The organism is Ruegeria sp. YTSA226 (assembly GCF_059609905.1).
The window spans coordinates 55790-67795 of the sequence record NZ_JBXWMQ010000019.1; the positions used below are offsets into that span (position 1 = coordinate 55790).

Sequence of the window (12006 nt, forward strand, 5' to 3'; positions counted from 1 at the left end):
TGTTGGCGCCACCCAAAAGCAGATCTCTGGAGGACCTATGAGCGACGACACCGTTATCGAAATTTCGAATGTCTGGAAAATTTTCGGAGGCAGACCCGAGGTGGCGCTGCAGGCGATCCGCGACCGTGGGTTGGACAAGTCCCAAGTGCTGGCCGAATACAACTGTGTTGTCGGCGTCGCTGATGTCAGCCTGTCGGTAAACCGGGGTGAGATTTTTTGCATCATGGGTCTGTCAGGCAGCGGTAAATCCACCCTGGTTCGCCATTTCAACCGACTGCTGGAGCCGACAGCTGGTAAGATCGAAATCGAAGGCACTGATGTCATGGCCTTGGGGCCAAAAGAGCTTCAGCAGTTTCGCAACAACAAAATCGGTATGGTGTTTCAGAACTTTGCGCTGATGCCGCATCGGTCGGTGTTGGATAACGTGGCAATGCCACTGGAAATCCGACAGGTCAGCAAGAATGAACGCATGCGTCAGGCTGCTGCTATTCTCGATATTGTCGAACTGGGAGCCTGGGGGTCAAAGTTCGCACACGAGCTGTCCGGTGGCATGCAACAACGTGTGGGCCTGGCCCGCGCCTTGGCCGCCAACCCCGACGTGCTTTTGATGGATGAACCGTTTTCGGCCCTTGATCCGCTGATCCGGCGACAATTACAGGATGAATTCATCCGGCTGAGCAAGATTCTCAAGAAGACTACGATCTTCATTACCCATGACCTTGATGAAGCCGTCCGCATCGGCAATCGGATCGCCATCATGCGGGACGGCAAGGTGGTGCAGATCGGGACAGCCGAAGACATCGTCATGAACCCCGCTGATGACTATGTGGCTGATTTCGTTGCAGGTATTTCGCGCCTCAAAGTGGTGCGCGCCCATGCGGTCATGCGGCCAATTCCAGAACATATTGCGGCCCATGGACCGCTATCGGCGGATGCCCCGCGCGTGAATGAAGACGAAAATCTGAGCACGCTGATCAATCTGGCGATCGACAACAGTAGCGCAATCCTTGTGGAGGACGGCGGCGTGGATGTTGGCGTCATAACCCGTGCCGATCTGTTGCGCACCGTGATCGAAGGGACCGAAGTGTCATGAGCATTTCTGATGTGAACCCGCTGGAAGATACCGAAAGCGAAGCGGCCCTTGCCTATGCCGAAGAGCGGCGTGAAAACATTCGCACATTTGTGCGTACCAGCCCTGACTACTACATCCGTAATTTCGACAAGATTGGTGCATCGTCCCGCTTTACACCAACTTTCAATCTGATGGCCGGATTGTTTGGTCCGGTCTGGTTCGGTGCGCGAGGTCTGTGGTCATGGGCGTTACCATTTCTGATCCTCGAAACTATAGCCTTTGTGCAGATTGCGCGAGGGTTGTTCGGCGATCTGGCAGCCGAGGCAATGGAGCGTATTGCATCGATTGAAGGGACGCTTGAACTGCGCCGTCAGCAATTGGCGGCGGCTATCGAAAACAACTCGGACAAGATCGATGTCTATCAGCGAACGGTGGACTCGCTTGAAGAAAACATAGGAGGTATCCGTGCCGAGGCCGAAGCGATGGCAGCTGAAGGTCCTTACATCATTCTAACCGGCCTGATCATACTGATCATCGTCAAATTCATACAGTCACAGGTGGCGAACTGGGCGCTTGAGGCGCGTTTCTCGGAGTGGCTATCGGATCGTTCGATCCGTTCGGCCATGCCGGTGTCGCAGATCGTGTTCAGCGCAATCTTCATGGCGTTGATCGTCGCCGCGGCAATGTTGCATTACAGCTTCCCAGGGCGCTTTTCACTGCTTAGCCATTTTCCGACAGACCCAAACATCCGCCTGACCAGTATCACTTGGGTAGAAGATTTCATCGCCTGGTGCGTTCGCAACAGCGAGACCTTCTTTGATGGGCTGACATTCGGCATCCGCACTCTGTTGGATGCGCTAGAGGTCATACTGGTTCAGACGCCATGGATCGTGATTGCGAGCTTGATTATTTTGCTGACCTGGCTGACAGCGGGCATCAGCACGGCGATCTATTCGGGCGCATTTCTGGCCTATATGGGCCTGCTGGGTTTCTGGGAAGGTGCCATGACGACGCTGGCCTTGTTGGGGACAGCGGCGTGTCTGTCGATTGTTATAGGAATTCCGCTCGGCATGTTTGCTGCCCGTCGCCCACGGTTCTATGCGTTTATCCAGCCGATCATGGATTTCATGCAAACCATGCCAGCCTTCGTGTTCATGGTGCCTGTGATTGCGTTCTTCGGCGTTGGAAAGCCAGCGGCGGTTGTGGTCACGATGATTTTTGGCGGCACACCGGTGGTACGATTGACCGTTCTTGGTCTGCGTGGTGTACCAGAAAGCGTGCGCGAAGCAGCTATTAGTTTCGGTGCCAATAAGTGGTACTTGCTCACTAAGGTAGATCTTCCATTAGCAAGCCCATCGATCCGCGCGGGGATCAACCAGACGATTATGTTGTCGCTGGCGATGGTCGTCGTGGCCTCGCTGATTGGCGCCAAGGGGCTGGGTGAGGACGTGCTGGAAGCATTGCAATATGCCAATGTGGGCCAAGGCATCCTCGCCGGGTTTGCGATCCTTTTCTGCGCCATGATCCTTGATCGCATTGTACAGGGTGGGCGCAAATGACACCTGTCGTATTCGTCCATGGATTTTTGGGCGGCAGTCGACAATGGTTAGGGCAAGTCGAAGCCCTGGCCGGTTTCAACGTCGTAGCCTTGGACTTACCGGGATTTGGTGAGAATGCGCATCTCGAGGCCCCTACCAGTATTGCTGGATTTGCCGAGTGGGCGCTGTGCGAATTAACCGGGCGGGGAATTGAGCGATTTATCCTGATCGGCCATTCAATGGGCGGGATGATCGTCCAAGAAATGGTTACCCGCGCACCCGAACGTATCGACCGGTTGGTGCTTTACGGCACCGGAACGATTGGCATTTTACCCGGCCGGTTTGAGACGATCGACACTTCAAAGCGCCGGGCCAATACAGAAGGACCAAGAGCCACGGCCAGACGTATTGCGGCAACCTGGTTTCTTGATCGGGGAAAAGCTGCGGCCTATGAGGACTGTGCTATGATTGCAGAACAATGCAGCCTGCAAACCATGCTAATTGGGCTCGACGCAATGGAAAGTTGGAGCGGCGCCAAACATTTGGCGGATATCATGACCCGTACGTTGGTGATTTGGGGTGACCGGGATCGGACCTATCCATGGAGCCAAACCGAACAATTGTGGCAATCAATTCCCGACGCCAACCTCGCCGTGATACCTGGATGTGCTCACGCGACGCATTTAGAGAAGCCGGGGCTCTTTAATTCGATACTGCGAGATTTTTGTACCGCCTGACAGCTTGTCTGCAGCCAAAATGTTAGAACGACCGCTGTCGTGACCAATTCCGGTCTTTCCCGGATAGTGTAGATATTGCTGCGAATGGGTATGCACTGGCAGCAAACGCCGGTTTGCAACGCTGTATTTCAGTAATCCGCTCGGTTGTAGAATGTCTCTTATGGGCCGTTCTGCCACGATGCTAGTTCTGCGAAACTGGCAGATGCCGCGCCGCATCTGAGGTCGGTTCTGAGCCCAAAGTCACGAATGCTGAGCTTTGCGCATCGGACAGCTCCCATGTCTACGACCCCGGAACTCACCGCCTATATTGCGGCAGGCGGGCAGTTGAGCGGCATCTGCGGAAATATAGATGGCGACAGCGCACCAGTGACCGTTGATTGCGAAGCTTGCCGCATCAGCAACACGTCCGTTCTGATTCAAGACAGTTGTCCACGCTTCGTACAGACCACAGCAACGCAAACTTTCGAATTTATCGCCAAGCGCGTTGCCGAGCGCAATGATCTCGATCCCGCGCGTTTGACCCGCGACCTGCCTCACGCCTGATTTCATTACCTTCTATTGAAATCAAAGATGCCCGTATCCCGCTGGATGCGGCGCGATTGTGCTTGGAGGCCACTAGATGACTATTACCGATACACCTGCGCTGTCCGAGGGCGGCGCAAACAAACTCTACTTCGCGGCATGGCGCTGGCATTTTTACGCTGGTCTTTATGTCATTCCAATCTAAGCAAATTGATTGTGACACATCCTACTGCGTAGAATCAGGGCCTGACGGTTCCTGACCAACCCGCAGCCTTCATTGCACTGATCAGCTCTTGAACTGGCTGTGGGTCTACAAACACTCGAGCCTTCAGTGCTTCGAGAGGGAAGCTTGGCCAAGTGTCCGAAAATACTTTTGCAAGCCGCTGTGCCTCTGCTTGTTCTCCGTTCCTCCAGTGGGCTGCCATAAGGTAAGCTGCGGAAATTGGTCCGAACGGCCCACCACGCGATATTGTTTCATCAAACGTCCTGATTGCGGCAGCATAGTCTCCCGTATGGAACTGAGCCGCACCCAATGCATTGTCAAATACAAGTCCCCCTCCTTGTGGGGCCAGGACTCTATATCGCGCTGATTGAGACAAAACTCGTTCAAAATCAGATGTATAAAGGGAAATCAAGGCATCGAATTCAGCAACATGTGAATCATCGGGTGCCAAACCTACGGCCCGTTGGGATAATCGAACTGCGCTATCGTAATTGCCCACCCCAAATTCAAACCAGGCTCGCGCTGAAAGCGGCCATGCTGCATCCGGAGCCAATTCCAAAGCATAAGCACTATTCTTGTCGGCCGCGTGCAAAAACTCATCAGAACCTAGATCGCCAGATTTCATGATGGCGAACATGGTTTCGACCTGAGAAGCGCCAGCATACCCCCCGTAATAAAACGGATCTCGTTCAATTGCTGTTTGGAATATCAACAACGCAGGTTGAAGGCGTGCCAAATCTGTAACCGGAAAAATCAGATCCCGGCCAGCGTTGCTTAGGTTCATTGCTTCGACGCGGGCTGGCGACACGTCGTAGATCGCAGTTTTGCCAGTTATTGGAGCAACAGATTTCGAACCGCGGCCGATCAGAACACCGACTAGAATACCGGCTACTAGAAGTGAAAGCGAGATAACGACTGCGTAAGCCTGTCGCCTTCCGCGTAATGGTTGTCTGCTTCGATTGGAGCCCGGCAAAAACTCGGGTGCGTAACTTCCGACAGGCAATGAGATTACCAATTCGTCAGCGATCCCCTTACTTTCATAATAAGCTTGGAGTTTTCGCCGAACACGTCCCGCATCCACACGTACGACGCCTTCGCGTTTCAATAGCTCATCCGCGTCGTATCCATAAACATCCATCGCAATGGTTTTGGCGCGTATCTCGTTGGAACGACCCTCGAGCGATTCCATCACAACATAAGACAGAAAAGATCGCATGCGGGCGGACCCTTTGAATTCATCTGACTTCTGAACCCTATCCAACGCATCGCGCACCTGCTCGGCCGAGAACTGTTGAGTGTCATTCTGTTCCTGATCGTCCATGCTGACGGTCAAAGAACTATCCTTTCGCAATAAGGGTTTGTCGCCATGGTGCTACGGTAGCATGCGGCTTTATACGTTCAATACATATTCTGTTGGATGCATGCTTGGCAAACGAATGCCTGAAGGGCGCTGCCAATGACGGATGATGAGTTCTTTGAATCCCAATTTCCCGAAGCGGGTCGCCTGCTGCAGGACCTGCGGGCAAAAGACCAAGAGTTTGATCGAATTTGCCGCGACTACAAAGAGGTCTTCGCCGAACTGGCGGTGCCGCCAAGGTCGCAGTCTGTTCTTCAGATGCGCTATCTCGCCGATCTGGCAGAAAGCCTTTCGGACCTGCGCAGCAGTATTGACGGACGGTTGCAGGCGCATGGCCTTGATTCGGAATCGGTACGGAACAAAGATTTGGAGGTTTGACATGAGACTTAGATACATTTTGCCTGCGTTGTTGATTGGTGCCGGCTCCGCGCTTGCTCAGGAAACCCCGATTGTTCATGACGGCGAGTTCGAATTCCTTCGCGCGCAGTTTGGTGAGGCATGGGATGCGCAAGACGTTGAAGTCGACGCAAAGCTGACCGAAATTCGTGCGGCCAATGGCGGCAAGCCTCCTAATTTCCTCTACATCTTGATCGATGATGTAAGCTTTGGTCAGATGGGTGACCGCAAGATGAATTACGTCATGGGGATCGAGACACCCAGCATCAATCAGTTGGCTACCGAAGGCATGTCGCTGATGCGCATGTATACCGAACCCTCTTGTACTCCCACACGTACCGCCATGCTGACAGGGCGCCACCCGATACGCGCCGGTGTCGAAGAGGTCAAAGTGGCTTTGGTCGGAGAAGGTCTTCCGACCAGCGAAGTGACACTGCCGGAGATACTGAAACAAGTCGGCTACAATACGGCGCATATCGGCAAATGGCACCAAGGTGACATTGAGCAATCGTACCCACACAATCAGGGATTCGACTGGGCCGCATTTCCACTACACCAGCAAGTGCAGCTGAGCCTCATGATCCCCGAGGCAATGAGGTCCAACGCCATGCTCGGCTACGTGCCCGAGGGGCAGAACAATCAGTTCCTGCTGGATGAGCGCTTCAAGCCATATGGTCTTGTCACCGGTGTCGAGGCCGAAGCCGGTGGGCCCGCCCTGGAAGTAGACATGTCAGCCGGTGAGGTTTGGACGCAGGCCAAATATGAAGAGATGAACGAACGATATCAACGGCAGGCGCTGGAGCAACTCGAACGTGTAGCCTCAGAGGATGCGCCGTTCTTCTTGCAATACTGGCCGCTGTACCCATTGAACTTCGTCTATCCGGATCAGGCAATTTCACGAAATGGCGGGTTTCATGCCGACAAGCTGCAACTGCTTGATGGATGGATTGGAGATCTCTTGGCCAAGCTTGAAGAAACCGGCACGGCAGACAACACAATTGTTGTTCTGATGGCAGATAATGGTCTGATGTATCACTATGAAGGCTCATCCGGCCTGAACCAACTAATCTATCGCGGAGGCAAAACTCAGCATCTTGAAGGCGGAGTAAGAACCGATGCATTCATTCGCTGGCCCGGTGTGATCGAACCCAACAGTGCAGCTGGCGACATCGTTCATGTTTCAGATATCTTCACCACAATGGCGCGAATTGCCGGAGCCACCGCCTTTATCCCAAGGGACCGTGTGATAGACGGCATTGACCAGACGGCGTTACTGTTGAACGGCGAGGGGAACGGTCGGCGCGACTATGTCTATGTCTACGAAGGTCCTGTCTTGCGCTCGGTCGTTAAACAAGAATTCAAGATGCACCTTCCTGCCCCTGGTCAACCCGGCGCGGCTGCTCCAACCTATAACATCTATCGGGACCCTCGTGAGGAACACCCGTTGGTTGGCTACTCGCTTTGGGCCGGTGCATCTTTTCAGGATATGATAAAGCGCCACCAGAAGATGATCGCCAAATATCCACATTCAGAGATCGGCAAAGGTACCCCCTATGAGGGCATCGAAAACCTGCGTCCGGAAACTGAACTGACCCGTGATGTATTCATGAGCTGGCAGTGACGTCGCAAATTTAAGTAAATATTTGAATATAACGATGTTAAAAGTGGTTAACGCATCTAAGATCAAACACCGAAGCTCGGCTTCAAACCTGGGGGAGACGGAATGAAACTACAATGGCTTCTGGTTTTTTGTGCAGGCGTTACGGCACCACCTTTGCAGGCGCAGGAAGACCCAATTCAACACGATGCCGAATTCTATATTCTGCAGGCACAACATGCAGAACAATGGGCACAGGATGATACCGCTGTTGATGATGCTCTGGCCGCTTTTCGTGACGGTAACAATGGGCAGCCCCCAAACATAGTCAGCGTTCTGATCGACGATATGGGCTTCGGCGACATGGGCATCCCCGAGCTAAACGCTGTGCGAGGTTATGAAACGCCGAATATCAACGACTTTTCCGATCAGGCGATGCGAATGGTGCGCATGTATACTGAACCTTCGTGCACGCCGACCCGCGTGGCACAAATGACCGGGCGGTTGCCCGTACGCATGGGTATGGGCGACACAACGGTGGACATTGCCGGGTTTGGCTTACCGGAAAACGAGGTCACCTTGGCCGAAATTCTGAAACAGGCGGGTTATGCGACCAGCCATGTCGGCAAATGGCACATGGGCGATATCGCCGAAAGCTGGGCGATGAATCAGGGTTTTGACTATGCCCAGCACGCCATCCACCAACAGGGCCAGCTGACGATCTTCAATGATGATGCGATCAAAGAACAGGTCTCGGTCGCGATCCGTGACTATGACGACAAATATACGCTGGACGGCTGGTTCCGGCCGGACTCTGCCGCGATGATGACAGTCATCGAAGGGGAAACCGGCGGGCCCATCCGCGAAATTCGCATGGAAACCGGCGAACGCTGGAACGCTGCGAAGTACGATGAGATGAACCAGGGGTTTCAGGACAAGACGATGGAAGAATTGGATCGCCTAGCAAATGGTGAAGACCCGTTTTTCTTACAATACTGGCCGATGATCCCGCTGGACAACACCCGTGCCGGGCGGTCGGGGCCAGAGAGCGTTAATGGTGGCCTGTATGTGGACAAAATGCAGTTGCTCGATCAGTGGTTGGGCGACTTGTTTGCGCGGCTGGAAGAGTTGGGCTTGACGGAAAACACTGTGGTTGTGGTCATGGGTGACAATGGCCATTTCACCAAATACGCGCCGCAATCCGGGTTCACCCCGCTGATCTATGCTGGCGGCAAAGGTGACACGACTGAAGGCGGTATCCGAGTTGACGCCTTCATCCGCTGGCCCGGTGTGATCGAGGCTGACGGGTTGCTTAACAGCATCATCCATGTCTCGGACCTCTATACCACTTTGTCGCGCTTTGCCGGAGCAGATCAGTATATTCCGCGGGATCGCCTTGTAGATGGGGTGGACCAGTCGGCCGCCTTGTTGTTCAGCGATGAATCCAAATCTCGCCGCGATCACGTCATCGTCTATTCGGTGAACAAGCCCGAGGCGGTCGTGAAAGACCAGCTAAAGCTGAAACTGCCGGGACCAGGCGAAAGCGCCATTCTTGCAAAGTTCTTTGATCTCTATCGGGACACGCGCGAAGAATACTCGGTCTCGACCGAGGTTGGCGCCTGGGGAGGGCAGGAATTCGCTCGGATTCTGGGCCGCCACATGGCCCGCAAAGAGAAATTCCCCGATACCGCGCCCGCCTATGGCGTGCCCTATGAAGGGATCGAGAACATCCGCCCCGAAACCCAACAGGCAGTTGAGGCTTTCATGATCAAGCGCGCGTCGCCACAGAAGTAAGCCTAATCCTTCGCAATAAACCTGTGAAGGATTGTGTTAATCAAGGTCGAGGGTCACAGCATGTTTGGTAGCATAATATTCGGACTGGGATTGATTGTGTCTCTCGGCATCGGGTTTGTCTATTTTCGCGATCTGGGCGACGTCTCTCAAATGCTGCTGAAGGTAAAGCGCGAGAATATGGTGCGCTTTATCCGCAATGAATATCGCCTGATCGGTACCGGATTTGGCGGGTTTGCAGCGGCAACACTTGCGCATTTCCTTTTGGGCGGTGGCCCTTTCTGGCTTTGGCTCATAGCGGCTGTGCTTACCCTTCTTCTTTATGGGTTTCCCTACGTTTGGGTGCATTTGGGTCTAAGGAACCAGCTCAATGACGCCCAGTACTTTCCAATTGAAGAAGCCCGCAAATATGTCGGACCAACTGCGCCTGTCATAGTCATCGAAAACAACGGCCAAGCCCGCGCGCACCCGGATGCGCAGATTATGCGCCCTCATCTGGCCGGGAATGTAGATGGCTTGGGTGGTGAAGACGTGGTCATGACCTATTGTGCTATGGCCAATTTGGGTCAGGGTTACATTCCGCGAATAGAAGGAAGACGGTTGAATCTCGAGGTTTTGGCCCAGCATGGCAATAACCTAATCCTGCGCGATAACGACACGGGCGAGCCGATCCAGCACATCTATGGTTTCCGCGAGGCGGACCGCGACCCTAACTCCGACGGTCCTGCCTGCCCCCTTCGACCCGAAGCGCAAATGGAGCCCTGGCCAACCTTTCGAATGACGTTCCGCGGGTTTCAGAAGGCCTATCCTGACGGTGAGGTATTTCTGAACAAGCCATCCCCGAACCCATTTTTGCGCCTGCTGGATATGATGACCGAGATCACGTTTGGCTGGGGCATCGGACGCCAGCATCAGGAAGACGCGCCCGTGATGGACAACATGGATCGTTCGGACGATCGGTTACCAAATAAAACCTACGTTTGGGGAATTACGATCGGTAAGGATGCGGTTTGCTGGACTGATGATTTCATCGTCGAGAACGAGTGGATCGTGAATTCCAATGTCGGCGGACGAGATGTCGTGGTCAGCTTGGATCCAAAGTATGAAAGCCTAGGCGTTTGGTACAACGACTTTGGTCAACCTGTGAGCCATTGCGATTTTTGGGGCCATTCAGATCAGGGTCAGCTAAAACGTGTCGAAACCCTGCGCGCAGGCGCATTCTGGCATGTCTGGTCCGAGTTCTTCCCGAACACAGATATTAATCGTGTCGGCAGCGGTTCCATGGCAACCGAAGGAGCTGTAGAATGAGGCCCATGGCTAAACAACTACAAACCAAAGACCATTTATTCAAACTTGATTGTTTGACGGGAGGGACAGAATGACTTCGTCAATTTGGGTGAAAAGCTGCGCTTGCGGAGTAGCTTTTTTTGCATCTGTGGCCACAGTGGCTTCGGCTCAACAATCCGATTGGTCATATGAGGCCACAATCTACCTGTTCATGCCGGAAACAGAGACTACATTGGACACACCTTTGGGCACTCTGGACGGTACTCTCAGCTTTTCGGATGCGTTGGAAAACCTCGATTTTGCCTTTATGAGTGCGTTCTCGGCCACCAACGGACGTTGGCTGATACTTGCAGATTACAACTACACAGACTTATCTTTCAGTAACAGCGCTCCTGGACCTGTCGGCTCGGGTCTGGAGACATCATTTACCACACAATACCTAAGTGGCTATGTTGGCTACAGAGTGTATGAAGCGCCAACTATCACCGTTGACGTCGCCGGGGGTTTCCGGTGGTTCAGCACTGAAACGGAATTTACCCTTCTACCCGGCGCGGCACCGGGGCGCACAACAACGGCAGATGATAGCTGGACCGACCCTGTCATCGGCGCCAGAGCACGGGTACAGTTCTCGGATAAGTGGTCGGGCTCCGGTTTTGTCGACTACGGAGGCTTCCGCAGTGACAGTGAAACCTGGCAGATTCTGCTGACGGCAGATTACGCAATCAACGACAGGTGGCTGATCCGCGGTGGCTATCGCTATATCTCATTCGATCATGAAATCAACGGCAACGATTTTACATTTGATCAGTCGGGGCCTGTGCTAGGCGCGACTTATCGGTTCTAAAATTCTTTGTTGGCGAACCCGAGACAAGGTTGTGATGTTACGAACGTCGTTTGATTGGCGCGATTCAATTGTAAAAAGTTTTAGAGAATCAAATTCGCATGTGCCCTCAGATTTGTTTTCGTGCCTGGCCCCAGATCTTGACCCCCGGCATCGATAGCTGGCTGGAGTTTGTTGTAGCCATAGAAATCTAGCAATGAATGAGACAAGTCTGAGGTAGCGATTCCACTGTCGAACGCGGAGTGAGAATTCACCTAGACTAGCTTTCGCAATCGCAGCGAATGTCTGAAATGCGGGCTGCTAACGCAGTATTTCAAAGGGCTGATGGATGTCGGCTATGGGCCGTTCAAATTGATGGCGAGTGGTTCTTGAACCGAAATGCTGCGCTGCACCCAAGGTCTTGAAAGAGCCCACACCTACCAATGCTGCGCGCGCCACAAATGGGGGATAAGTTCACTAAGCTCCCATTGTCAATCAAACGAACAAACCTTGGTCGCCCTTCTCGACACTGCGATGTGGATCATTTCTGCAACTGCGTCAGCGTAGAGCCTGACGCATTCAAGGGCGATGTCTGACGTCAGCACCTACCGGATAGATTTAGGGTTTGAGCAACGGAGGATTTCTGGTTCATCGAAGCCATTATGG

At 53.4% G+C, this 12006-nt stretch carries 10 protein-coding genes; 9 read left to right on the forward strand and 1 reads right to left on the reverse strand.

Annotated elements, in window-relative coordinates:
* Positions 1-37 precede the first annotated feature (37 nt).
* The 4 genes from AC2FFF_RS17870 to AC2FFF_RS17885 all read left to right on the forward strand — a co-directional run bounded on the left by AC2FFF_RS17870 (position 38) and on the right by AC2FFF_RS17885 (position 3890).
* On the forward strand, positions 38-1093 hold the full coding sequence (locus AC2FFF_RS17870; RefSeq protein WP_271952026.1) for a quaternary amine ABC transporter ATP-binding protein: 1056 nt from the start codon (positions 38-40) through the stop codon (positions 1091-1093).
* Positions 1090-2631 (forward strand): ABC transporter permease, encoded by a 1542-nt coding sequence (locus tag AC2FFF_RS17875; RefSeq protein WP_282022304.1) that lies wholly within the window; start codon positions 1090-1092, stop codon positions 2629-2631. Before AC2FFF_RS17870 ends, AC2FFF_RS17875 begins: the two co-directional genes overlap by 4 nt.
* Entirely contained in the window at positions 2628-3347 is a 720-nt protein-coding gene (locus AC2FFF_RS17880; RefSeq protein ID WP_271952030.1) for an alpha/beta fold hydrolase, read from the forward strand. Before AC2FFF_RS17875 ends, AC2FFF_RS17880 begins: the two co-directional genes overlap by 4 nt.
* Before the next feature lie 276 nt (positions 3348-3623).
* On the forward strand, positions 3624-3890 hold the full coding sequence (locus tag AC2FFF_RS17885; protein ID WP_142639699.1) for a hypothetical protein: 267 nt from the start codon (positions 3624-3626) through the stop codon (positions 3888-3890).
* 218 nt (positions 3891-4108) lie between these two features.
* On the opposite strand, the gene AC2FFF_RS17890 is transcribed toward AC2FFF_RS17885, so the two are convergent.
* On the reverse strand, positions 4109-5413 hold the full coding sequence (locus AC2FFF_RS17890; protein ID WP_496883021.1) for a tetratricopeptide repeat protein: 1305 nt from the start codon (positions 5411-5413) through the stop codon (positions 4109-4111).
* Between the two features lie 135 nt (positions 5414-5548).
* Here AC2FFF_RS17890 and AC2FFF_RS17895 point away from each other — a divergent pair, with 135 nt between their 5' ends.
* From AC2FFF_RS17895 to AC2FFF_RS17915, 5 genes are all read left to right on the forward strand, one after another.
* Positions 5549-5827, forward strand: a complete 279-nt coding sequence (locus tag AC2FFF_RS17895) for a hypothetical protein (protein ID WP_142639695.1) — start codon at positions 5549-5551, stop codon at positions 5825-5827.
* A gap of 1 nt (position 5828) precedes the next feature.
* Positions 5829-7466, forward strand: a complete 1638-nt coding sequence (locus tag AC2FFF_RS17900) for a sulfatase-like hydrolase/transferase (RefSeq protein WP_281973730.1) — start codon at positions 5829-5831, stop codon at positions 7464-7466.
* 102 nt (positions 7467-7568) lie between these two features.
* The gene (locus tag AC2FFF_RS17905) at positions 7569-9236 is read left to right on the forward strand and encodes a sulfatase-like hydrolase/transferase (protein WP_281973729.1); all 1668 of its coding nucleotides are present in this window, start codon (positions 7569-7571) and stop codon (positions 9234-9236) included.
* Between the two features lie 60 nt (positions 9237-9296).
* Positions 9297-10541, forward strand: a complete 1245-nt coding sequence (locus tag AC2FFF_RS17910) for a DUF3179 domain-containing (seleno)protein (protein ID WP_281973728.1) — start codon at positions 9297-9299, stop codon at positions 10539-10541.
* A 70-nt stretch (positions 10542-10611) separates the two neighbouring features.
* Positions 10612-11364: an outer membrane protein gene (locus AC2FFF_RS17915; RefSeq protein ID WP_142639687.1), complete on the forward strand. Its 753-nt coding sequence runs from the start codon at positions 10612-10614 to the stop codon at positions 11362-11364.
* Positions 11365-12006 lie beyond the last annotated feature (642 nt).